Consider the following 25060-nt stretch of genomic DNA (forward strand, 5'->3'; position numbering starts at 1 on the left):
CGCCCCCCGTTCCATCATGTATATGATCTTATATGGTTATAATATAATAATTAGCAGAAAGCTGTCATAAACCGATTCCTATTCGTTTCATGACAGCTTTTGCCTATCGTTCGTATTCTATTGTGTAATTAATGTTTAACGTATTGGCCAATCAAATCCTGATCCAATATCTGCTTCGATGTTTTTTTCAATAGGATTGCTCTATCGTAATCCTTCTTATAATTTGCTGCATTTACTGCATCATTGGTATCAATCTTCCATGCCCTGCTGCCCTCAAATATTCCCTCTCTGGAAATCTGGAACATGATATCATTCGTAGCAAAGGAACCACCAAATAAATATGCTGTAAATGCTACGAACCCATCCTTTGCATTGGTTAAGTCCTGACCCATTATGAATTTATCATCATAGGATACTCCCATAATGTTAGCTATGGTAGGTAGGAAATCGATCTGTCCTCCGGTTGTGCTGATTGTTTCTTTCACACCACTACCCGGTACATGAATAATCATAGGTACTTTCAACATCTCATCATAGTCATAGTCACGACCTATAAATTCACTTACACGGTCATGCACATCTTCCATACCGCAGTTCATACCATGATGATCACCGTATAAAGCAATTACGGTATTGTCATAAAGTCTGGCTGCCTTCAGTTCATCGATAAATTGTCCAATTGCTTCATCTGTATATCGAACTGTCTCTATATAGTCCCCGAACTTTGTGCCCTGATCTTTTTCAGCCAGCTTTATTGATCTATATTTTTCATCCAGTACGAATGGATGATGATCGGTTAATGTGATTGCAAAGGTAAAGAAAGGCTCGGTCTTCTTTTTCAGAATAGGAATCAACTGTTTAAACATTGATTTATCTGAAATTCCCATACCGATGATCTCATCCTGCTTCAAATCTTCCATGCTGTAGAAATCCTGGAATCCCTCTTTCGGATAAATGTATTCTCTATTCCAGAACTTACCCTCAAAACCATGAATCGCAAAGGAATAATATCCATTCTGTCTCATAATCCAGGGAAGACCATTAAATGTATTATCCTGAAATAGTCGATAACATTCACCATCAATTACAGGATATAAACTGTTTAGGCTTGAGAATTCCGCATCTGCAGTATTACCCTTACCGATGTTTGAATAATATCGATTATAATATAATGTATCCTTTTGAAGTAAGCGGTTTAAATTCGGAGTAATCTCCTGACCCTCATAAGTTGCACCTAACATCATGTTTTGAACTGCTTCCAGCTGAATCACAATTAAATTCTTGCCTTTACCGATGCCGTTGTACTTCTTCGACTCAACCTTCGGTACATCCTGGCTTAATACCTGAATGATCTGATCCTTACTCATATCTTCTTTCACTATATTCTCAGATATGGTCTCATAAACGTCATTCACATGATTTGTGAAGAACTCAGTTGAGTTTACACGCTCAAATGCTGCTGAATGAAATGGGTTTGCAATTAAAGCTGCAAATACAATCGTAACAACATAAATTGTATACTTTAAACGCTTTCCCGGAAAAACTCTTTGTATATTTTCTCTTGTGGCTTTTCTCTTAAAGCTATAGTAGGCAAATGGAATGTCTACAAACAATAAAAAGCTCGCAGGAATCAGTGTTGCAAGAAAGCTCTTCGGCACAGCGGCAACACTTTTTGCCTGCCAGAGCTGCTTGACAGATACTGTTTGATTATAATAATTATAATACATTGTATCGGAAAACATTAATAAGCTAAACAAGAAATAAACAATTAAAAACACAAAACGCTTTTTCTTTAAATTAGATCTTCCGCACAAAATAAAAATAGTTGTCCATACGATCAAACTAACAGCAATTAAGACAATTTCCATGTTTGTAACATGAATGAGTGAATAATAAATCATCATCTTCAGTACAAACAAAGAAGCAATAAAATATGGTGATGCTAATATATCTTTTAACTTTTTCATGCTATCCCCCAATTAGGCATTATCTAAAATATACCATAATTCAGTAAATTAACTAGAATTATAATATAACAATGATAAACCAATATCAAGCTCTTATTTCTTAATTTTTTCTTAATCATTCGCTAACCGAGTAACAATAACTTTCGTCCCGGTTATCCCTTGAACCTTTACCGACGCATCTCTAGGTATTAATCCGCCCTCAAGTGATATCGCAGACCACTCCTGGCCGTCTACACTGACCTGACCCAAACCCTTCATATTGTCTATATCAACAATAACGATCGCTGTCTTACCGATGACCCCTTGATATTCACTTGGTGCTCCTCTTGAAGAATTAAGCTGTTTCATCACTACAGGCCTTGTAAAGTACAACAGCGCTAGCGATACGACTAAAAACACAATTATTTCAAGGATCAGATTATCATAAAATAACGAAAGAATGAATGCGGTTAATGCACCCCCGGCAAACCAGATTGTGGTAATTCCTAAGGTTAAGATTTCGATAAAAATCAGTATGGCCAGTACAATAATCCAGTATATCGAATTCATAATGAGCCCTCCCATCATCTCTAGTGCAGCCAGTTTTCTAGATATTCCCTATTCTTTTTTATTTTAAACAATTAATTACCATAGTGCAAGTGAACTTGTATTTTTCTAATAATATTTTAATCTTTCTATTAAGTATGACACAGAGAATGGCTGAACCGTATCATTATAGCGACACGTTCAGCCATGTTTTACTTGCTTATATCATTTAATAAAATTATACTATCTATCCGGTTCTATATCCCTCGCTGTCTTTGTGCTTCATACATCAATATCGCTGCAGCCACAGCGGCATTTAACGATTCCAATTTCCCGCACATTGGGATTTTAATAAGCTCATCCGCCATTGCTGATGTTTGTTCACTTAAGCCGTTCGCTTCATTTCCAATCATAAATGCACATTTTTTTCGAAAACATCCTTCCGTATCATATGCCATGCCTTGAAGATGAGCTGCGAACAGAGTAATTCCACATTCTTTAATTCTTCTTAAAGTATCAAAAAAATCTTTTGCCTGATAAAAGGGAACCCGGTATAATGACCCCATCGTTGCTCGGATTACCTTAGGATTAAAGATGTCTACGGTGGAAGGATTAAAGATCACACCCGTTATCCCCGCTCCCTCCGCTGTACGAAGCATAGTTCCAAGATTTCCGGGATCTCTTACATCTTCAAGAATTAGCAAACAGGCCTTCGGATCATCAAGCATACTTTCCAGGCTGTACTTCGGTTGCTTCACAATACCCATAATACCTTGCGGTGTTTTAGTCTCAGATATATCCCCAAAGATAGAATCAGCAATTATCTCAAATTCTATATCTTGAAAATAGTTCGGATTCTCATGACTTTTTTCCTGATAAAAGCTTTCCGATGCATAAGCCTTCTGTAGAATATTCCCATCTACTGCTTCTTCAAACATCTTTATACCTTCTATCACAAATAATCCCTGCTCTTCCCTGGCTTTCGGTTTCTTCTGTAACAGGTTCAAATTCTTCACTTGTGCGTTTGATGTACTGCTTATTACACTCTTGGGTTTCATAATATCCTCCGTTACACGATCAGACACTTTACAATAACTGAACATTCCTGTCATTTGTGTTAGTTTGTGCCAAGGATTTCACTGGAATAAACTTGGAGTTTTGAATTATATTTTTCAATCATTTACATTACTCCCCTTGCATGTTACTCAGCTTAGCAGCCTGATCTGCTGCAATTAAACTATCAATGATTTCTTGTAAATCACCGTTCATAACATTATCAATCTGATGTATGGTAAGCTTAATTCTATGATCAGTAACACGTCCCTGAGGGAAATTATAGGTTCTGATTTTCTCAGAACGATCCCCTGTACCGATTTGGCTCTTTCTCGCTTCCGCTTCTGCACTCTGAGCTTTCTCTAATTCCATTTCATACAACTTGGAACGTAATACTCTAATTGCCTTATCCTTATTCTTTAGCTGGGATTTTTCATCCTGGCAGGAGATTACGATACCGGTTGGTATATGTGTCAAACGAACTGCAGAGTCAGTTGTGTTAACGCACTGTCCACCATTACCAGAGGCACGGAATACATCAAACTTACAGTCATTCATGTCAAGTTCCACATCCACTTCCTCTGCTTCCGGCATAATTGCAACCGTTGCAGTCGAGGTATGAATTCTACCGCCGGATTCCGTTACCGGAACACGTTGAACACGATGAACTCCACTTTCATATTTTAACTTAGAATAAGCGCCTTGACCGTTTATCATAAAAACAACTTCTTTAAAGCCGCCGATTCCGTTCTCATTGAGATTCATCATATCGATCTTCCAACGGTTACCCTCTGCATACATTACGTACATACGGTATAATTGTGCCGCAAATAACGCAGCTTCATCACCGCCGGCTCCACCTCTGATTTCGACAATAACGTTTTTATCATCATTCGGATCCTTCGGAAGAAGTAAGATCTTAAGCTCTTCTTCAATTTTAGCGATATTGAGCTTACCGATATTTAGCTCATCCTTTGCCAACTCTCTGATCTCTTCGTCGGTCTCCTCTTCCAGCATCATAATACTCTCTTCGATGCTATTTTGCGTCGCCTTATATTCCTTGTACTTTTCAACAATATCACTTAAATCAGCGTGTTCTTTTCTTAACTTTCTGTACTTATTCTGATCATTCATAATATCCGGATTCATCATCTCTTCTTCAATCTCCTGATAACGAATCAGAATATCCTCTAACTTATCAAACATGCGAAATATTCCTCCAAACTAATTACGGCTTTTTAGCGGACACCACTCTGTCCAAACCGCTCAAATCCTTTTTTATGCATATCTCTATAAATCCTTCCTGACTAAGGATTTGTTTTACAGCTTCCCCTTGATCATGACCAATCTCATAGTACACTAATCCGCCACTACGAAGATACCCATTCAAAGCTGCTGTAATTCTACGATAAAAATATAGTCCATCCTGGCTACCATCCAATGCGATAAATGGTTCATGTTCCTTCACTTCCGTCATCAATTCATCAATCGTCTCTGTCGGGATATAAGGAGGATTGGATACAATAATATCATACACTCCTTGTACTTGTTCGAACAAATCACTGTGGATCAATTCTATCTCAGCACTATGCTTCCTCACGTTTAACGCGGCGACCTCCAAGGCTTTGGTGGATACATCAACCCCAACAGCTCTTGCAGGATGACCCAACTTTTCAATGCTGATTATGATACATCCTGAACCGGTACACATATCAAGGACAGTTTTTCCATCACAGTTCTTTAAGACTTCCTCAACCAGAACTTCTGTATCTTGTCTCGGGATCAAGACATCAGGTGACACTTCAAATTCCAGTCCCATAAATTCCTGTACACCGGTTATATGTTGTAAAGGAATATGGTTCGCTCGAAGCTCCACTAATTTCGTATATCGCTCCGACTTTGCCTCATCAGCATTGCATAACTGGTTCATATAATAATCTGTTCTGCTTATCTTAAAAACATGGGATAACAGGTACCAAGCATCTACATCTCCATCTGTTATCTCATGTTCCATTAAATTCTTTCTCGCCCAGTCTAATAACTGCTTGTAAGTACTCATTTTAATTCCTCTTACCGATAAGTCAAACTTACGCTACACCCGCTACTTAACAGAATCCTCATCAAAGAATTTGTCCAAGGCTTTTAATATCTCATCATCCTCTTCCTCGTCTTTTGAGGGCTTTGTTATCGGTATTGTTCTATTTAAAGGATTGCTATTAACCGGGTTTTCATTCTTAGTCTTGCTTTTACTACTTGCAGGCTTCTTAGTGATAGGGGTTTCTTCCTCTAGTTCCGTTTTCGCTGTCTCAGATTCATTCACTTCCGGCTCTGCTGTTTTCTTTGCCTTTTTAGGCTTTACAGCAACCTTCTCGGTAGCTTTCACATCCTCGATTACGAACTCCTCTTCCGCTACTTGCTCTTCCTTCTCAACAATGGCTGCAGCTTCTTCGGTTTGTAGTTCCACAGCACTCTTATTCACAAAGGTTTTCCAGTCAAATACCGCATCCACTGATTTAATTGCTACCTCAATCATAGAGTCATCCGGTTCCTTTGTTGTTAATGCCTGCATCCACAATCCCGGTTTACTTATGATTTCTACCGCTTTGTTTTCGCTTCTGCCTGCTAAACGAATAATTTCATAGGAGAATCCTGCTATAAAAGGAACGAATACCACTCGAGATATTACTTTAATCAATAAATCACCTGTCGGGATTAACATAAAGAATACTAAACTGATCAGGATTACAAGTAAAGTAAAGCTAGTACCACAACGTTTGTGCACTTTGGATTGACGTCTTACATTCTCAACAGTAAGCTCATACCCCTGTTCGATACAATTTATTGCTTTATGTTCTGCACCATGATACATAAAAACTCTTTTGATTTCATTCATTCTGGAAGCCAAATATACATATCCGATAAAGATTCCAAAACGAATAATGCCTTCTATTAAATTAATCAAAGCATAGTTTTTAATAAAATGCTTGAATATATCTGATAATAAAACCGGAAGAACCATAAAAAGAGCGATTGAGATAACAATTGAAAACAGTACTGCAAATACCATCATTAAGGCATTCGCTTTATCTTCCTTACTGTCATCTGTGCTCAGGTCAACACCATCCATATTAGTAGCGGATATTTCTTCTATATTAAGCTCCTCCACCTTTGGCTTTTTTGTACCCTTCTTACCTGACTTACCGTCCTTCTTCTCCTCTTCTTCAAAGAAGCTGGCAGAAAAATTAAGCACTTTTACGCCCAGTACCAAGGAGTCAACAAAAGCCAGTATTCCACGGAAGACCGGAAGCTTAAATAATTGTAATTTGTTAGAGATATCTTTATGGGTATTCTTTTCAACTACTATTTCATTATTCGGCTTACGGACTGCTACGGCGTATGCTTCTTTGTTCTTCATCATAACGCCTTCCATAACAGCCATGCCCCCAATGCCTGATGGTTTCATTTTTTCACCTGAACCTTTCTCAATCACAAGTACTTATCAGTCCTTGCCTGTTTTTTGCTTACAGCTTAGTAAACATTCCCAAAATACATTTCGCTTTTGTAAATATTTAAAAATAGGCTGAGGAGTAAACCTCAACCCGATTTTTAATGTATCCATTTGATTCGTATAATGTTGTATTAAATACAGCATCTAAATTATCAAGCTTATAATGTAGAACAGAATAGCTTCTACTATTTATCACCTAAACCATACTTACGGTTGAACTTATCGATTGCACCACGAGCAGTAGCAGCCTTCTGCTGACCTGTGTAGAAAGAGTGACACTTAGAACAAATTTCTACGTGGATGTCTTCCTTTGTGGATCCTGTTACAAATTCGTTACCGCAGTTGCATACAACTTTAGCCTGATGATATTTGGGATGGATTCCTTCTTTCATGTTTTCACCTCTTCACATTCGAAAAATACGACTAGATATTATGATAATATTATTATAATAATTCCAATCTAATAAACAGCTTTTAAATTATAGCATAGGTTTATTAAGTATGCAATACCTAAAAACTGGAGCTATCCAACGATTTTCGTCTTTTTAATTATTTCTATAAATTCATTATTCGTCTTTGTCCGAAAGAACATATCAATAATTCGTTCCAGCGCCTCATCCGATTTCATCCCGCCTAACGCTTTTCGCATCAGATAGGTTGCTTCCATCTCCGGCTGTGTCAAGAGAAGATCATCTCTTCTGGTACTGGATCTTTGAAGATCAATTGCAGGAAAGATACGTTTTTCAGATAAGCTTCGATCAAGAACAAGCTCCATATTACCGGTTCCCTTGAATTCTTCAAATACAACATCATCCATTCTACTGCCTGTCTCGACTAAAGCAGTAGCAAGAATTGTTAAGCTACCACCCTCACGCATATTTCTCGCTGCACCAAAGAATTTCTTAGGCATATGAAGTGCCGCTGGATCCAAACCACCGGACAAGGTTCTACCACTTGGCTGTACTGTCAAATTGTATGCTCTGGCAAGACGTGTAATACTATCAAGTAGAATTATAACCTCTTGTTTATGTTCCACAAGTCTCTTTGCTCGTTCGATTACCATTTCAGATACTCTCTTATGATTGTCCGGGAGCTCATCAAAAGTCGAATAGATTACCTCAACATTCTTACCTTCAATTGATTCCTTAATATCAGTAACTTCCTCTGGACGTTCATCAATCAACAGGATAATAAGCTTCATATCCGGATGGTTTGTTGTTACTGCTTTTGCAATCTGCTTTAAAAGAGTTGTCTTACCTGCCTTCGGTTGGGATACGATCATTCCTCTTTGTCCCTTACCAATTGGAGAGATCAGATCCACCATCCTCATCGAGACACCGCTACCCGGTGTTTCCAAATGAATTCGATTGTTCGGGAATATTGGGGTCAAATCTTCAAATCTCTTACGCTTTTGCGCTTCATTCGGATGAAATCCATTTACTGATTTAATATATAATAAAGCACTGAATTTTTCATTCTGGCTTTTCACTCTAGTATTACCTGCTACGATATCACCTGTTTTCAGATTAAAACGGCGGATTTGAGCTGGGGATACATATACGTCATTCTCGCCCGGAAGGTAATTATCACAGCGGATGAATCCATAACCATCAGGCAGTACCTCTAAAATACCTACCTTTGTCTCACCGCTATCCAATTGCTCCATCTCGTTATGTTGTGTGGGAGCCACCTTTCTCTCCTCTTTGCCGGGTAATAAATCAGCCGGCTCCTGTTTTAAACTTTCCTGATTTCCTTCACTCATCTTCACTTCCGGTATTCTAGTCACAGGTTGATTAACTTCAACCGGTTTAACAGTAGGTTGCTTTTTCTCTACATTCTGCACTACTTCAACGCTACTCTCCGAATCCAATCTCAGTAAACTCTCAATTAATTCACTTTTCTTTAATGTAGTAATATTTTTTAATCCTTTTTCTTTTGCTAGTTCTCTCAAGTGTACAAGAGTCAACGAATCATACTGATTACCCATATATTTCGCTCCTTTGATTTTAATTGGATTCTCTTACGGAATGTGATATAGAGATGATTTAGAAAATTATTTAGAAAATATCCATAGATAATCCTTGACTATGCTTCTCATTATACATCATGCTTGGAAGAAAGGGAAGTATTTTCTTCCATGTGAATTATTTATAACTTCGACTTATAATTAGCATGCGTTATTATACTTAGTGGGACTAGCATTTTGCTTGATTTAAGATTTTTATAGTGCTATGATTATTTTAACGATTTACCATGATGGAGGAAAACATGAATATTAATGAACTAGCGTTAAAAAAACATGAAGAGTGGTGTGGCAAAATCGAGACCACTTCCAAATGCGAAGTAAAATCAAGAGAAGATTTAGCAGTGGCTTATACACCCGGAGTTGCAGAACCTTGTAAGGTAATTGCAAAGGATAAAGAAACCGCTTATCAATATACAATGAAAGCAAATACAATCGCAGTAATCTCAGACGGTAGCGCGGTACTTGGATTAGGTAATATTGGCCCTTATGCAGCGATGCCGGTTATGGAAGGAAAAGCAGTGCTGTTCAAGGAATTCGGAGGTGTAAATGCGGTTCCCATCTGTCTGGACACTCAAGATACCGATGAAATTATTAAAACAATCGTAAATATTGCCCCTGCTTTTGGCGGAATAAATTTGGAGGACATCTCCGCTCCTAGATGTTTTGAAATCGAAGACAGATTGAAGGAACTTTTAGATATTCCTGTCTTTCATGATGACCAGCACGGTACAGCAATCGTAGTACTTGCCGGTGCAATCAATGCAATAAAGGTAACAGGCAAAAAGAAGGAAGATTGTAAGATTGTTGTGAACGGAGCCGGGTCAGCAGGTATTGCTATCTCCAAGTTATTATTATCCTATGGATTCCGTCATCTTACTCTGTGTGATATTCATGGAATTATCTCTGGGGATTACCCAAATTTAAACTGGATGCAAACAGACATGCTAAAGGTAACAAATCTGGAGAATAAAAATGGCACCCTAGCAGATGCTTTAGTAGGAGCAGACTTATTTGTCGGAGTTTCCGCACCAAATATCGTTACTCCTGAGATGGTCACTTCGATGAATAAGGATGCTATTATCTTTGCTATGGCAAACCCGGTACCTGAGATTATGCCGGATATTGCAAAACAGGCCGGTGCAAAGGTCGTTGCAACGGGTCGCTCCGATTTCCCGAATCAGGTAAATAATGTTGTTGCTTTCCCCGGTATATTTAAAGGTGCTTTAGAAGGCAGAGCTACACAGATTACGGAAGAAATGAAGCTTGCAGCAGCCACCGCAATTGCCGGTTTAGTTGATGAGCAGGATCTTAACGAAGACAATATCATGCCACAGCCTTTTGATCCTCGTGTAAGTGACCTGGTAAGCGAGGCAGTTAAAGCTTTCATTAGAAAGTAGAGGATTCCCTATGATGTGGGATCAAAAACCCTATCATTCACTTGATTATGAACTAAAGAAACAATTCGGACAAAAGATCTATAAACTATCCTTAAATGGTGGTATGAGCTGTCCAAACAGGGATGGCACACTAGATACAAGAGGATGCATCTTCTGTAGTGAAGGTGGTTCCGGAGATTTTGCTTCCTCTCCAAGCAGATCAATCAAAGATCAAATTGATGAGGCGAAGAAGAAGGTAATTTCTAAGATTAAAAATCCTGCTGACGCCAAATATATTGCATATTTTCAAGCTTATACCAATACCTATGCACCAATCGATTACCTTCGTAATCTATATATGGAAGCCATCTCCGAGCCGGATATTGTCATTCTCTCTATTGCTACCCGACCTGATTGCATTAATGAAGATGTTCTTTCTCTATTACGGGAATTGAACCAAATAAAGCCGGTTTGGATTGAGTTGGGTTTGCAGACGATTCATGAAAAAAGTGCAGAAATGATACGCAGAGGATATGCCTTACCCGTATTTGAACATCAGGTTGGGCGTTTATCGGAGTGTGGTATCACCGTTATTGTTCATACGATTCTAGGCTTGCCAAAGGAAACAAAACATGATATGTTAAAGACCATGGAATATATCTCCATGCTCAAGGTACAAGGAGTCAAGCTTCAGCTGCTTCACGTACTTAAGGGTACCGATTTAGGAAGAATGTATGAACAAGGTGCATTTGCAGACACCTTATCCATGGAGAATTATATTGATCTCGTAATTACCTGTATTGAACTTCTTCCACCAGATATAGTAATTCACCGTATCACCGGTGACGGGCCAAAACAGCTGTTACTTGCCCCACTATGGAGCGCAAATAAGAAATTGGTTTTAAACCGTATTCATCAAAAAATGAAAGAAGGAAATCATTATCAGGGAAAGAAGTATCCATTACAGCTCGATAGCATGACTTAAAACCCGGCAGAATAATTAGAGTACTAGGAGGTAACCATGCAATCTGATACTTTTATGTTATATAAACTAATGATCCTTTATATTCTTAGCAGAGTGAGCTTTCCATTGTCGAATGCCCAGTTAACTTCATTTATATTGGAAAAAGAATATACGAATTATTTCAACATTCAACGAGCAATTTCAGAATTAATTGATGATTCTTTCATATCAACAAAAACAATCAGAAACAGTACTCTGTACAGAATCACGGAGAGTGGTTCACAGACACTTGTATTTTTTGATAATATGATTTCCCCAGGAATCAAGGAAGATATCGAAGCTTATCTAACGCAAAATAAGTACCAATTGCAAGCCGAGATTTCCACTCCGGCAGAATTCTACCAAGTAAAAAAAGGTGAATATGCTGCTCATTTAAGTGTAATCGAGAACGAGGCTTCCATTATTGATTTAACTTTATCTGTTACGACCGAAGAAGAGGCGGTTCACCTTTGTAATAACTGGAAAGAAAAAAGCTCTGATATCTATGCTTACCTGATGAATACCTTGCTGGAAAGCAAATAATGTCAAAGCTTCTTCTCTACCATATGATATTTTTAAAGTTAAGGTTGCTATTCTACTGGTGTATCCGTAGATTTCAACCCAGAAACTTCTTCAATACAATCCCAGATTTCATCCCTGCCCTGCTTCGATAGCGAAGAAAAGGGCAGTATTTTTGTACCCGGAGCAACCTTAAGTGTTTCGCGTATTAATTTAATTTGCTTATCCTTCTGGCTACGATTAATTTTATCCAGCTTTGTTGCGATAATAATGGGTGTAAAACCTTGATAAACAATCCAGTCATACATACTTCTATCGTTCGCATTGGGCTCATGTCTGATGTCGATCAGCAGAAAAACTGCCTTTAACTGTGTGGAATTCTTTAGATATCGCTCAATCATCTTTCCCCACTTCTCTTTAATTGCCACCGAAACTTTCGCATATCCATAACCCGGAAGATCCACATAATATAATTCATCATTGATATTATAAAAATTTATGGTCTGCGTTTTACCGGGTTGTGAAGATGTTCGAGCTAGCGATTTACGATTCATAAGAGCATTGATTAATGAGGACTTTCCTACATTAGACTTGCCGGCAAATGCAATCTCCGGTTTCTCATTCTCCGGTAAAGTACTCGTGATACCGCACACCGTCTCCAAATTAGCACTTTTAATTATCATATTGTACTCCATTCTTACATGAACAAGGGGATGCTGCAAAACTTACGTTTTGTAATATCCCCTTTTCGTTTATGCTATCTCATCTTTACTTTTTTTTGAACTACGTTTTGCGATCTGCTTTCTGGCAACATTCTCATCAGTAATGATTACCTTCGGCTTTTCCTCACCTTTCACTGATTCTTTGGTGATGATACACTTAACCGCTTTCGGGTCAGAAGGTATGCTATACATAGAATCCATCATAACCGATTCCATGATTGCACGAAGACCTCTTGCACCGATCTTTCTTTCAAAGGATTGCTTCGCAATTTCCTCAAGAGCCCCCGGTTCAAGCTCAAGTTCTACTCCGTCAAGCTCAAACAGTTTCTTATACTGCTTTGTAATAGCATTCTTTGGCTCTGTAAGAATTCTGACCAGTGCTGCTTCATCCAACATATCAAGTGCAACCGTTGCAGGAACACGACCTACAAATTCAGGAATTAATCCAAATTTAATTAAATCCTGTGGCATTGCCTGCTTGAAGAGCTCTCCTACGTTGGTCTTATTCTTTTCAATAATCTGAGCATTAAAGCCAATCGACTTCTGTCCGATACGGCCTTCAATAATCTTTTCAAGTCCATCAAATGCTCCACCACAGATAAACAAGATGTTTGTCGTGTCGATCTGGATAAATTCCTGATGAGGATGCTTTCTTCCGCCCTGCGGTGGAACGGATGCTACTGTTCCCTCTAAGATCTTGAGCAGTGCCTGTTGCACACCTTCACCGGACACGTCTCTGGTTATTGAGGTGTTTTCCGATTTTCTTGTAATCTTATCAATCTCATCGATATAGATAATGCCGAACTGGGCACGTTCAATATCAAATTCTGCTGCCTGAATAATTTTCAGTAGAATGTTTTCTACGTCCTCACCAACATATCCAGCTTCGGTTAACGCAGTGGCATCTGCTATGGCAAAAGGAACATTTAATAGCTTCGCCAGTGTTTGAGCTAAATATGTCTTACCGGAACCGGTAGGACCTATCATTAATATATTACTCTTCTGTAGCTCAACATCTAAATCCTTTTCAGCGAGCACTCTTTTGTAATGGTTATATACAGCAACTGCAAGAACCTTTTTTGCTTCCTCCTGACCAACAACATGTTGATCTAGAAAAGCTTTAATCTCTGCAGGCTTTAACAGGTTAATATCCGAATTGATCACAGTATCTCCATCAAATTCCTCTTCGATGATCTCACTGCAAATCTCGATACATTCATCACAAATATATACGCCCGGACCTGCGATTAATTTTCTGACCTGATCCTGTGTCTTATTACAAAAGGAACATCTCAGCTGTTTTCTGTCATCTACTTTTCCTGCCACTACCTAATCACCTCGTTTTCTACGTGATAGATTAATGAAACCCCATGCCCTTGGCATATAAATTATGCATGAAGTTATATTATCTGTTGGTTAAAATACCATCGATGATACCATAATCACGTGCTTCTTCCGCACTCATATAGTTATCTCTCTCTGTATCAACTTCAATTACTTCTACCGGTTTACCGGTGTTTTTAGCTAATATTTCATTCAGTTTTCTTCTGGTCTTAAGGATGTTATCCGCTACAATTTTGATATCAGTTGCCTGGCCTCTGGCACCACCCGAAGGTTGGTGAATCATAACTTCTGCATTCGGAAGCGCAAATCTCTTACCCTTTGTTCCGCCGGAAAGCAGGAATGCTCCCATACTTGCAGCCATACCAATACAAATGGTGGATACGTCACATTTAATATAATTCATGGTATCATAGATTGCCATACCTGCAGTTACAGAACCGCCCGGACTGTTAATGTAGAAATTAATATCCTTACCCGGATCTTCTGACTCAAGGAATAACAACTGAGCTACGATCAAGCTGGCTGTTACATCGTTCACTTCTTCTCCAAGGAAAATAATTCTTTCCTTTAATAATCTTGAATAAATATCGTAGCTTCTTTCTCCACGACTGGTTTGCTCAATGACATAAGGTACTAAACTCATCTATATTTACCCTCCTTATCTACATTCTGTCTCCAATAGTATCATGTTATATAATATATAGAAATAACATCATCAATAAACTCATTTGATCAATTGGTTCAACAATATAGTTTATGCTTCTTTCGACTGTTCAACAACAAAATCAACAGCTTTTTGAACTGCAATATCTGATTTAATTTGCTCTTTTTCCTTCTCGCCGATTAACTCTAATAACTTGTCTGCTTCCATCTGGTATCTGGATGCCATCTCTGTAAGCTCTTTATCAAGCTCTTCATCACTTACTTCGATGTTCTCAGCTTTAACGATTGCATCAAGTACTAATCTGCTCTCGATACGTTTCACTGCCTGTGGCTTTAAGTCAGCGATGAACTTCTGAGGATCCATTCCGGTAAACTGGAAGTACTGTTGAATGGAAAGACCTTGGGACTGCATTCTCTGAGCAAATTCATCTGCCATCTGGTTAACCTGAGACTCAATCATTGGCTCAGGAATATCCATTGTTGCACCTTCGATGATTTTTTCGATGATCTCATTTTCTTTCGCAACTTTTAATTCATTTTCTTTACTTTCCTTAATTGTAGCCTTGATACTTTCTTTGTATTCATCCAAAGTATTAAATTCAGATACATCCTGAGCGAAATCATCATCTAATTCAGGAAGTTCTTTTACTTTGATCTCTTTGATCTTAACCTTGAATAAAGCAGGCTTTCCGGCTAACTCAGCAGCGTGATATTCTGCAGGGAAAGTAACATTCACTTCTAACTCTTCACCAATATTCTTGCCAATTAACTGTTCTTCAAATGTATCGATAAAGGAATGGGAACCGATTGTAAGGGAATAATCTTCTCCTTTTCCACCTTCAAATGCAACACCATCTACAAATCCTTCAAAGTCAATTAGAGTGATATCATCATTTTGCACTGCTCTGTCATCTACAGTAATTGTTCTAGAATTCTGCTCACGCTCTTTTTCAATACGTGCTAAAATCTCTTCTTCTGTTACTTCTGCTTCTTTCTTCTCTACAGCGATACCCTTGTATTCACCTAAAGTAACCTCTGGCTTTAATGCTACCTCTGCTGTAAAGATGAAGTTTTGTCCTTTTTCGATCTGTACAACATCAATGTCAGGTCTAGATACGATATCTAAACCGCTTTCGTTTGCTGCCTTCTCATATGCCTCTGGGATTAACTCGTTTGCTGCATCCTCGTAGAATACGCCAACGCCATACATCTTCTCGATGATTGCACGAGGTGCTTTACCTTTACGGAAGCCCTGTACATTCATTTTACCTTTGTTTTTTTGATAAGCTTTTTCTAAAGCTTTGTCAAAATCCTCAGCGGAAGCCTCTATTGTAAGCTTTGCCATATTCTTTTCTAACTTTTCAACCTTTAAACTCATTTTGTAATTCCTCCTGTATTCTTGAGAGAAGTATCCTCCCTGTTTTCTTGGATATTGTAAGGAGCATTAACCTCCCTTAATTATGTACTTTACTTTTTACCAATTATGGGCATTTCTATACACTCCATATAAAAAAGTACATTCCACCACTTTAATAGGCAGTTTGAACATAGTATATAATAACATCCTCTATCTGTAAATACCATATTTAATTTTAGTGAAAATATAGGATAAATCATTCTATTCTTAATAATATCACTAAACAATAATATGGTATTACAGATAATTCTATTAACCTACATATCCTTGGCTCTTAATTACATCTACGACTCTATCCACCTGCTGCCTGCAGATTTCTTGTGAACTAGCCTCTACCATAACTCTGATTAGTTGCTCGGTACCGCTCTCCCTAACGAGGATGCGACCTTCTGATCCTAACTCATTCTCCACTATTTTGATGATATCAATTACCTTGGCGTCCATTTTAACCGCCTTTTTATCATTAACCTTAACATTTTCTAATAGCTGAGGATATATCTTAATCTCTTTAAGCAGCTCTGAAAGAGGGGCTTTGCTCTCTAACATTACTTCCATTAATTTTAGTGAAGTCAGTATACCGTCACCAGTTGTTGCATGTTTACTAAATATAATGTGGCCAGATTGTTCACCCCCCAAGGCATGACCGTTTGTCATCATATTTTCAAACACATATTTGTCACCAACTGCAGTTTTTGCATATGCTATTCCTTTATTGTCTAATGCCTTATACAAGCCTAAGTTAGACATTACTGTAGTTACGATCGTATTATTCGCCAGTTCATTACGGTTCTTCATGTATACACCGCACAAATACATAATCAAATCACCGTCTATAATATGACCCTTATCATCGACCGCTAAACATCTGTCCGCATCTCCATCAAAAGCAAATCCTACATCTAAATTATGATCCAAAACAAATTTCTGCAAATCTCCAATATGTGTGGATCCACATTTCTCATTAATATTCGTACCATTTGGCTCACTGTGAAGTACAAATGTTTTGGCTCCCAATGCATCGAACACACCCTTCGCTACCGTTGTCGCTGAGCCGTTCGCCAAATCAAGTCCAACTTTTTTATCCTTAAAGGATCTAGTCGCCAATGATATCAGATAACCGATATAACGGTTTCTACCGATTGCGTAATCCACTGTTCTACCGATATTCTCACGAGTTGCAAATGGTAAGGTATCTTCTTCACCGTCAATATACGCCTCAATCTGATTCTCAATCTCTGCTTCTAGCTTATATCCATTACCATTTATAATCTTTATCCCATTATCATAAAAAGCATTGTGACTCGCTGATATCATAATACCACAGTCAAAACCTTCACTGCGTACTACATAGGATACGCTTGGAGTGGTCGTTACATGTAGCAGATATACATCAGCACCACTTGCTGTTAAACCTGCAACAAGGGAATATTCAAACATATAGCTTGACCTTCTTGTATCTTTGCCAATTACTATATTTGCTTTGTGGTCCTTTCCATAATAATGTCCTAAAAATCTACCTACTTTATAGGCATGCTCTACAGTCAAATCTTTATTCGCTTCCCCGCGAAAACCATCCGTTCCAAAATATTTCCCCATCTGTTTTAAGTCCATCCTTTCATAATATATATAAATATATGCCAATATTCACGTGACTCATGTATTAATTGAGGCTTCATTGCCCCTATAAAAATTTATTTTAACATATGTTTTATCCATTTGGAAATATCATTTTCAATTTATTAACCAAATGTTCATACAACCGATTTCAATCTTCATAAGAAATAATATCAATAAAAATGAAAGCATCACTGACAAATGCCTTACTTCGGCTATTATCAGTGATGCTTTATTCATTTGTATCACGCCTTTTTGGCAATACGTTTCATTTTAATGGATTATTTACCACCAGACATCTGTTGTTCCTGCTGTTGGATCATACGTTTAACCATTTCTCCACCTACAGAACCATTCTGTTTGCTTGTTAAATCACCATTATAACCTTGTTTTAACGGAACGCCGATTTCATTAGCGATCTCCATTTTATAACGGTTAAGAGCTTCTTTTGCCTGAGGAACTGAAGAACTATTATTACTTGCCATACTGTTTCACCTCCGTTTTGTTTTAATCAAAGCAATCAAGTACAAAATCAACTTATTGTAGGTTCAGCGATTACTTATTAAGTATTATCACCGCGAGTGATCTTGTTTTGTATTGCCTGTAATCTTATTGTTAACAGGAGAGGGAAATATTATAATGGTAATTTCTGTTTACTATTCCATTTCAATACATCGATAATAATGTATTATTTTATATTAAAATATCTATTTTATTCATTGAATTTCAATTAATTTAAATATATTACTTATTACGCTATTTTAATTTCTATTGTGTACTACTTGATACTACTTTTCCACCTTCCTTCATATACATAGAAAGGACAGTAGTACAGGAGGTTTTTGTTTGATTGAAACGTTAAAGCTTTTAAATAATTTTCTGTGGGGAATTCCCATGCCACTATTACTGTTTGGAACCCATATCTACTTCACGGTTCATTTACGCGGAGTGCAAAAGCATATAGGTAAAGCGATCAAATTATCTGTCAAACCAGACAAATCAGCAGAAGGGGATCTGAGTGGATTTGCATCTCTAACAGCACTCTTAGCTGCAACGATAGGAACCGGCAATATCGTCGGCATCTCTACTGCGGTTGCCCTTGGCGGACCCGGTGCGATATTCTGGTGCTGGCTAACCGGAATTCTTGGAATGGCTACCACTTACGCAGAATGCTTCTTGGGTGTTTTATACCGTAAGAAAACAGAGGACGGTACCTATCTCGGAGGACCAATGTATGCCCTCGAGTACGGCTTACATAAAAAATGGTTGGCGGTTTTATTCTGTATATTTACACTGATAGCATCCTATGGCGTTGGTTGTTCTACCCAGGCTCGTGCTGTCACCGAAACAACAAAGAGCCTTTGGAATCTACCTGAATACGGAGTTGGAATGGTAGTAGCCGTCATCGTTGGCTTAGTTATCGTTGGAGGAGTCGGCTCTATTGGCAAAATATGCAGTAAATTGGTTCCCACGATGGGTATATTCTATATTTTAGGATGCTTCGTACTTCTCATAATCAATCTCCAGTATATCCTACCTTCCATTATCCTAATATTTAAATCCGCATTCGTATCCACCCAACTACCGGCTGCTGTAGCGGGAGGCTTTATCGGCAATACTCTTAAATCGGCTGCAAGGTACGGAATCGCACGAGGGCTATTTACGAATGAGGCAGGACTTGGCTCTGCTGCCATCGCAGCTGCCGGTGCTAAAACCTCCCATCCATCCAGGCAGGCATTGATATCAATGAGTGCAACCTTCTGGGACACAGTTGTAATGTGCGCTATTACCGGCTTAGTTATTGTATCAAACTTATTAAAAAATCCGAACTCTGTAAAGGGATATTCTTTTGGTGAGCTAACGACGGCTGCATTTAATTCTCTTCCCTATGGAAATATCATATTGGGAATGTCACTAATTGCATTTGCGGTTGCCACCTTAATTGGATGGTCCTATTTCGGAGAAAAGGCAGTAGAATATCTCTTCGGAAAATCCGGAATCAATACCTACCGCCTCTGTTATATCGTTATGATTTTTGTCGGTTCCATCATGTCGTTGGAATTAGTGTGGGAAATGACAGACCTCGTCAATGCCTTTATGGCTATTCCTAATCTTCTATGTCTATTCTTGTTGCGGAAGAAAATCATCGCACCAAAGGACTATGTTCGAAAGCGAAAGCTGCAAAATAAATAATTCTAATTAGGAACAATCTTATTTGCCTCACACACAGGTTGGAAGGATATCGTTTATATTTTGTATTTCGTAGTCGTACATAATAGTTCGCCTTCGAAATACAAAATTATAAGCATTGTCTTCCAAACAGTGCATTATGACAATATAACATTATTCTTATAATTATTTATTTTGCATCACCACGTAGATTTATTAATAATGTGCATAATAGATGGTTTCTGCAACTTTACTTGCCTCTTCCTCTCCAAACAACTTCCGAATGATTGCCAGGGAAAAATCGATGGCGGTTCCCATAGCCTTGGATGTAATGACATTACGATCCTCCACCACATCATCCCCTGTTACAATCGCACCCTCTAATGACTCTTCATTACCCGGAAAACAGGTGGCCTTTAACCCTCTTAGGATTCCCTTCGTACCTAATACCTTTGGAGCCGCACAGATCGCAGCTAAGTTCTTACCGTTACTATGAAATTCTTTCAACAAGCGATCCAAGCCCTTATGTTCCAGTAAGTGCTTCGTTCCCGGCATTCCGCCCGGTAATACCAGCATGTCCGCATCATCAAATTTGCTGTCCTCAAATACTACATCTGCTTTTGTAACGATATTATGGGCACCGGTAACATAGATTTCTCCAGTTATCGATACCATCACTGTTTCAATGTTCACCCTACGTAATAAATCAACTACCGTTAATCCTTCTATCTCTTCATATCCATTTGCCAGAAACAAATAAACCTTTGCCATCGCCAAACTCCTCTCGTATCTTTTTCTTCATTATATTATTCTTATCCTTGTAAATCAATCCGTAAAGCTTGTATCATTATTAGGATACACAAAAGAAGTTGGTACAAATCAATCATATCCTATAGAATATCATCTGCTATAAATTACATGCACAATAATTACTCTTTAAGAATGACAATGACTTGGGCCAACTTCAAGAATTATATAAATTAATTACTCATTTATCTGTCATGTTTTTTAAATGATATCTATTCCATCATTAAGTTTGCCACTCCTACATTCTTTAAAGTTATCATCGGCTTACAAGATAATCTGTTTCGATTCCCACGGCAGCATCTACGATTACTGGAACGAACAGGACATACCACCAAGAGATAAAAATCGTCATATGGAACATTAAATTTAAAGCATCCGCAATCCGAAACTATCTTACAGTCAATCAAAAATCGATTGTCCCCACAGGACTTATACAGCTTTAACTCCCACTCATGATTGTGACCGCAGCTGCACCCCCATATACAACCAAATATTGTACCAGGTTTAATTAGACAGTCATTACATTGTTTCTCCTCCGGCACTGGTATAGGAATCGGAATCGGGATTGGTTGCACCATAGTAGGACATGGAGGACAAGGCTCAGGAGTTGGACATTGCGGGCACTCTTCCTTCACCGGCATTGGAATAGGTATTACAATTGGCTTAGGTGTCGGTTTCGGTCTTGGAGTAGGCCTCGGCTTCACCGCTGGCCTCGGTGCCGGTGCTGGCGTCGGTGTAGGAGGGACCTCCTCATGCGCCGGTTCCACTTGTGTGGGAGCTTCTTGTACTGGCTGCTCTTCCTGTGCAGGAGCTTCTTGTACTGGCTGCTCTTCCTGTACCGGTGCTTCTTGTACCGGCTGCTCTTCCACCTGTTCCGGTAGAGTTTGTGTCGTGTTACATACTACTCCGCCAACAAATGGATACAAATGAAACTCAAAACCACTGGTATTATTGACCTCAAGTGATCCTAACGCAGCGTTTCCGGATACAGTTCCACCGGATTGATTTGCATGATATTTTGCCTGTGGTGCAAATATACTTCCCCATATTTGTGTAGGCTTTTCCATATAGATATGATTTGCATCCTCGAATACATAAAGTGTATGCGTTGCATCTGCTTCATTCCCGAATAATCCCGCTCTGATATAGGCGTTGTTACCGGTTTTCAATCTTATAATAGCCAAGCTGTTATCTGGAATTTCCAGACGAAGTTCTTTATCCAAAATCCCATTTGGAGAAACGTCAATCTGAAATACATTTTGATTCGGATCATTTCCCTGAAGAATTAATGTTGAATATCTTTGAGTTACCGTACCGTTTGGCTGTAAGTCAGTCAAGCAATTCATAAATGTTGAAAAGCTTTCTCTTGCATCTTTAAAAAATTCATCTAAATTTGCATTAACTCTAGATGCCGGAATATAACGCGGAACATCATAACTGGATACCGCATAGTGCGTACCTCTGTCACTTAAACTCCAGTATTTACTTCCTCCATCCGCATGATATAAATCTGATAGTTGCTGCGCTTGGTTAGGGGAGCCATCTTTTCCGATCATATACGTGCTGCCTCTTGCGGCTCTAAAGTCCTTGCCTCCAACAACATGGCCAATCACAACTAATGGCCCCTGCATTGCGACATCTCCTCCAACTAAAAAACGAACAAAATCAGGGCTATAACCGGTTCCCGCCAGCTTTCTATCCTTTCCGTATCCAAGACTAAGTCCTCTGGAACTTGTAAAATTTCCACCAACCGCCATTGCTCCTTGTGTATCTACAATATTTGAAGCATCTCCAAGTATTATAGAATTAAAGTAAGATGCAATCCCAAATGGCTGGCCATTTACATCATACCAGGTCAAATCATCATAAGGTAACCCTGCAAAATCATTATTGTGATATTGATACATTGTTTCCTCCTTAAAAACGCTATGAATCTCAAATATCCAATATTCTCTATTCAGTTTATTCACCTAAAAAATAATCGTGCAGGCTTTTTTATAAGAAACAAAAATATCAAAGCAGTATCCATTTGTTCACAATTATTTCGCTAGGTTTTTTGTATATCCTATAGTATAATGGAACTTGTTCCATTCATCTTACGAAATGATTTATTGATTTTTGGAACGGAATTATCCGGTCATCAATACCGGATCAAAAAGAAAGGACTAAGTTATGCAGGAATGGATAATTGAAATAATGAATAAATTCGGCTATCTCGGTATTTCATTATTAATTGCTATTGAAAATTTATTTCCGCCAATCCCTTCTGAGGTAATCTTAACCTTTGGCGGCGTTTTAACTACACAACCAAAATCAAACCTTAATGTGTTTGGTGTTGTAATCGCAGCAACCATTGGTTCTGTAGTTGGTGCGATAATTCTGTATGGAGTAGGACGTATCCTCTCAGCCGAACGACTAGGCAAAATACTCGACGGCAAAATCGGGCATATTCTACACTTTAAAAAGGAAGATGTATTTAAAGCATGTGATTGGTTCAACAAGCACGGTAAAAAGACCGTTTTTCTATGTCGTTGTGTTCCGGTTGTAAGAAGCTTAATTTCTATTCCGGCAGGCATGGCCAATATGAAATTTAGTATATTTCTATTTTTAACTACATTGGGTTCTCTGATTTGGAATATTGTACTTGTGAATCTAGGTGTTCTTGCAGGTAACTCTTGGGAGAAAATTGTAGCTGGTGTAGGTGTATATCAGACAATAACTATTGGTGTATTAGCAGTAGTCGCAGTTGTTATTGTAATATTATATATCCGTTATCGTAAAAAAGATAAAGCTAATTAATAATAAGCATATGTAAACTCTTATCAAATCAAGAAACACCTGACTTGATAAGAGTTTTTCAATATAATAGTTATCATTTATGAGTAAACATTCAATTTAAAAACACTTAGACGAATTAAAATTCAGTTATTAAAATGTATTTTCTCATAGAATTAATATAAGGGTATTTTCGCATGCATATTCACATTACGAAAATACCCTTATTATTAGTCTTCTTCCTCTTCTTGTTTTACCCCGATGTAGAGCTTCACTTTATCAATACGTTTATTCTTAACACTTTCTAATTTAAATACCATATGCGCAATTTCAATTGTACTCTCATCATGCTCCTGAGGGATAGAACCCATATGATCGATTAGATAACCGGATATTGTATCATAATTCTCTGAATATAGATCCAGATCCAGTTTCGCATTCAGTTCATCAATCGTAGTCATACCATCAATCAGATAGGTGGAGTCATCCAACTTTTTAATCTTAAAGGAGGTAGGATCATATTCATCTTCAATATCACCCATTACTTCTTCTACCAAATCCTCCATCGTTACAATTCCGGCAAAGCCACCATACTCATCAATCAATACAGCAATATGCTTCTTTGATTGTTGTAATTCACGGAACAAATCCTTAATGATTTTACTTTCCGGCACCAGATAAGGTCTCTTCATAATGCTTCTGACATTTACATTCTTATAACCTACTTTTACTACTTCTTTTAAGAAATCCTTTAAGTAGAGGATACCGATTACATTGTCAATCTCTTCTTCATACACCGGAATTCGCATATATTTTGTTTTCATCAATTCTTCTAGGTATTCTTCCTTTGGCGCTGATAAATCAATTGCAAATACATTAATTCTAGGAGTCATAATCTCCTTTGCAATGGTTTCATCAAATTCCATAATAGAGTTGATCATTTCTTTTTCTTTTTTATTTAAGACACCGTGAGCCTGTCCTTCATTTACTAATGAAATCAATTCTTCCCTAGATAGAATCTCTTCCGTATTTCCTTCCTTAATACCGAACGGCATTGTAACAATATTTGTTGAGAAGGTCAACAACTTTATAAAAGGGTAGGCAACCTTTGATACCGCTTTAATAGGCTTAACACAAAACATACTAATTGCTTCCGGTTTTTGTAATGCAATCTTTTTCGGAACCAACTCACCAAATACTAATGTAAAGTATGATAGGATTAGAGTTACCACTACCAAAGAGATTTGACCGGCATAAGGAATATTATTTGTTTTTAGCCATTCTGCGAACGGACTGGAAAGTCCCGAGGCGGCAGATGCACTTGAGAAGAAGCCGGCAAGCGTAATTGCTACTTGTATTGTAGACAAGAATTTGGTCGGTTCATCATTAAATTTGAGTACTAACTTAGCTCGCTTATTACCTTCTTCCGCTAACCTTTTGATTTTACTTTTGTTTGCGGATACCATAGCCATCTCAGCACATGAGAAAAAGGCATTAATTAAGGTTAAAATTACCAAAATCATAATCTCACCAAGCATATTAGCAGTGTCAGGGTCATCCATTCTTAAATCC

22 protein-coding genes are annotated in these 25060 nt (G+C 38.1%); 5 read left to right on the forward strand and 17 right to left on the reverse strand.

Annotated features, from left to right (window positions below; translation table 11 throughout):
- Positions 1 to 128: 128 nt before the first annotated feature.
- The 8 genes from AC6IWN_RS14835 to rho form a co-directional block, all read right to left on the reverse strand.
- The gene (locus tag AC6IWN_RS14835) at positions 129 to 1967 is read right to left on the reverse strand and encodes an LTA synthase family protein (RefSeq protein WP_497988294.1); all 1839 of its coding nucleotides are present in this window, start codon (positions 1965 to 1967) and stop codon (positions 129 to 131) included.
- Between the two features lie 111 nt (positions 1968 to 2078).
- Positions 2079 to 2516 (reverse strand): NfeD family protein, encoded by a 438-nt coding sequence (locus AC6IWN_RS14840; protein ID WP_497988296.1) that lies wholly within the window; start codon positions 2514 to 2516, stop codon positions 2079 to 2081.
- A 233-nt stretch (positions 2517 to 2749) separates the two neighbouring features.
- Positions 2750 to 3550 (reverse strand): TrmH family RNA methyltransferase, encoded by an 801-nt coding sequence (locus AC6IWN_RS14845; protein ID WP_497988297.1) that lies wholly within the window; start codon positions 3548 to 3550, stop codon positions 2750 to 2752.
- A 127-nt stretch (positions 3551 to 3677) separates the two neighbouring features.
- Positions 3678 to 4751: a peptide chain release factor 1 gene (prfA, locus tag AC6IWN_RS14850; RefSeq protein WP_497988299.1), complete on the reverse strand. Its 1074-nt coding sequence runs from the start codon at positions 4749 to 4751 to the stop codon at positions 3678 to 3680.
- 22 nt (positions 4752 to 4773) lie between these two features.
- Complete coding sequence (prmC, locus tag AC6IWN_RS14855; RefSeq protein WP_497988301.1) at positions 4774 to 5604, reverse strand: peptide chain release factor N(5)-glutamine methyltransferase; 831 nt, start codon at positions 5602 to 5604, stop codon at positions 4774 to 4776.
- 42 nt (positions 5605 to 5646) lie between these two features.
- Positions 5647 to 7008, reverse strand: a complete 1362-nt coding sequence (locus AC6IWN_RS14860; RefSeq protein ID WP_497988303.1) for a DUF1385 domain-containing protein — start codon at positions 7006 to 7008, stop codon at positions 5647 to 5649.
- A 230-nt stretch (positions 7009 to 7238) separates the two neighbouring features.
- The gene (gene rpmE, locus AC6IWN_RS14865; protein ID WP_497988305.1) at positions 7239 to 7445 is read right to left on the reverse strand and encodes a 50S ribosomal protein L31; all 207 of its coding nucleotides are present in this window, start codon (positions 7443 to 7445) and stop codon (positions 7239 to 7241) included.
- A 131-nt stretch (positions 7446 to 7576) separates the two neighbouring features.
- Positions 7577 to 9040 (reverse strand): transcription termination factor Rho, encoded by a 1464-nt coding sequence (rho, locus tag AC6IWN_RS14870; RefSeq protein WP_497988307.1) that lies wholly within the window; start codon positions 9038 to 9040, stop codon positions 7577 to 7579.
- A 281-nt stretch (positions 9041 to 9321) separates the two neighbouring features.
- Here rho and AC6IWN_RS14875 point away from each other — a divergent pair, with 281 nt between their 5' ends.
- Genes AC6IWN_RS14875 through AC6IWN_RS14885 form a run of 3 tightly spaced genes read left to right on the forward strand, consistent with a single transcriptional unit; the run spans position 9322 to position 12001 of the window.
- Positions 9322 to 10476: an NAD(P)-dependent malic enzyme gene (locus AC6IWN_RS14875; protein WP_497988309.1), complete on the forward strand. Its 1155-nt coding sequence runs from the start codon at positions 9322 to 9324 to the stop codon at positions 10474 to 10476.
- A gap of 10 nt (positions 10477 to 10486) precedes the next feature.
- On the forward strand, positions 10487 to 11440 hold the full coding sequence (mnmL, locus tag AC6IWN_RS14880) for a tRNA modification radical SAM protein MnmL/YtqA (protein ID WP_497988311.1): 954 nt from the start codon (positions 10487 to 10489) through the stop codon (positions 11438 to 11440).
- Between the two features lie 36 nt (positions 11441 to 11476).
- Positions 11477 to 12001 (forward strand): DUF4364 family protein, encoded by a 525-nt coding sequence (locus tag AC6IWN_RS14885; RefSeq protein WP_497988313.1) that lies wholly within the window; start codon positions 11477 to 11479, stop codon positions 11999 to 12001.
- Between the two features lie 47 nt (positions 12002 to 12048).
- On the opposite strand, the gene yihA is transcribed toward AC6IWN_RS14885, so the two are convergent.
- From yihA to AC6IWN_RS14915, 6 genes are all read right to left on the reverse strand, one after another.
- Entirely contained in the window at positions 12049 to 12660 is a 612-nt protein-coding gene (gene yihA, locus AC6IWN_RS14890; RefSeq protein WP_497988315.1) for a ribosome biogenesis GTP-binding protein YihA/YsxC, read from the reverse strand.
- 69 nt (positions 12661 to 12729) lie between these two features.
- The gene (gene clpX / locus AC6IWN_RS14895; protein ID WP_497988317.1) at positions 12730 to 14025 is read right to left on the reverse strand and encodes an ATP-dependent Clp protease ATP-binding subunit ClpX; all 1296 of its coding nucleotides are present in this window, start codon (positions 14023 to 14025) and stop codon (positions 12730 to 12732) included.
- 79 nt (positions 14026 to 14104) lie between these two features.
- Positions 14105 to 14686 (reverse strand): ATP-dependent Clp endopeptidase proteolytic subunit ClpP, encoded by a 582-nt coding sequence (gene clpP, locus AC6IWN_RS14900; RefSeq protein WP_497988319.1) that lies wholly within the window; start codon positions 14684 to 14686, stop codon positions 14105 to 14107.
- 111 nt (positions 14687 to 14797) lie between these two features.
- Positions 14798 to 16084, reverse strand: a complete 1287-nt coding sequence (tig, locus tag AC6IWN_RS14905; RefSeq protein ID WP_497988321.1) for a trigger factor — start codon at positions 16082 to 16084, stop codon at positions 14798 to 14800.
- A 291-nt stretch (positions 16085 to 16375) separates the two neighbouring features.
- Positions 16376 to 17719: a phosphoglucosamine mutase gene (gene glmM, locus AC6IWN_RS14910; protein ID WP_497988322.1), complete on the reverse strand. Its 1344-nt coding sequence runs from the start codon at positions 17717 to 17719 to the stop codon at positions 16376 to 16378.
- Positions 17720 to 18018: 299 nt separating this feature from the next.
- The gene (locus AC6IWN_RS14915) at positions 18019 to 18222 is read right to left on the reverse strand and encodes an alpha/beta-type small acid-soluble spore protein (RefSeq protein WP_497988324.1); all 204 of its coding nucleotides are present in this window, start codon (positions 18220 to 18222) and stop codon (positions 18019 to 18021) included.
- A 361-nt stretch (positions 18223 to 18583) separates the two neighbouring features.
- Here AC6IWN_RS14915 and AC6IWN_RS14920 point away from each other — a divergent pair, with 361 nt between their 5' ends.
- A complete protein-coding gene (locus AC6IWN_RS14920) occupies positions 18584 to 19930 on the forward strand; it encodes an alanine/glycine:cation symporter family protein (protein ID WP_497988326.1) in 1347 nt (448 codons plus the stop codon).
- Positions 19931 to 20122: 192 nt separating this feature from the next.
- On the opposite strand, the gene AC6IWN_RS14925 is transcribed toward AC6IWN_RS14920, so the two are convergent.
- The gene (locus tag AC6IWN_RS14925; protein WP_497988328.1) at positions 20123 to 20677 is read right to left on the reverse strand and encodes a DJ-1 family glyoxalase III; all 555 of its coding nucleotides are present in this window, start codon (positions 20675 to 20677) and stop codon (positions 20123 to 20125) included.
- A gap of 248 nt (positions 20678 to 20925) precedes the next feature.
- On the reverse strand, positions 20926 to 22620 hold the full coding sequence (locus tag AC6IWN_RS14930; protein WP_497988330.1) for a collagen-binding domain-containing protein: 1695 nt from the start codon (positions 22618 to 22620) through the stop codon (positions 20926 to 20928).
- Positions 22621 to 22885: 265 nt separating this feature from the next.
- On the opposite strand from AC6IWN_RS14930, the gene AC6IWN_RS14935 reads away from it, so the two are divergent.
- Complete coding sequence (locus AC6IWN_RS14935; RefSeq protein WP_497988332.1) at positions 22886 to 23512, forward strand: DedA family protein; 627 nt, start codon at positions 22886 to 22888, stop codon at positions 23510 to 23512.
- A 206-nt stretch (positions 23513 to 23718) separates the two neighbouring features.
- On the opposite strand, the gene AC6IWN_RS14940 is transcribed toward AC6IWN_RS14935, so the two are convergent.
- A complete protein-coding gene (locus tag AC6IWN_RS14940; RefSeq protein ID WP_497988334.1) occupies positions 23719 to 25050 on the reverse strand; it encodes a hemolysin family protein in 1332 nt (443 codons plus the stop codon).
- Positions 25051 to 25060 lie beyond the last annotated feature (10 nt).

The sequence above is a fragment of the Variimorphobacter sp. HTMS_6 genome, assembly GCF_059717775.1.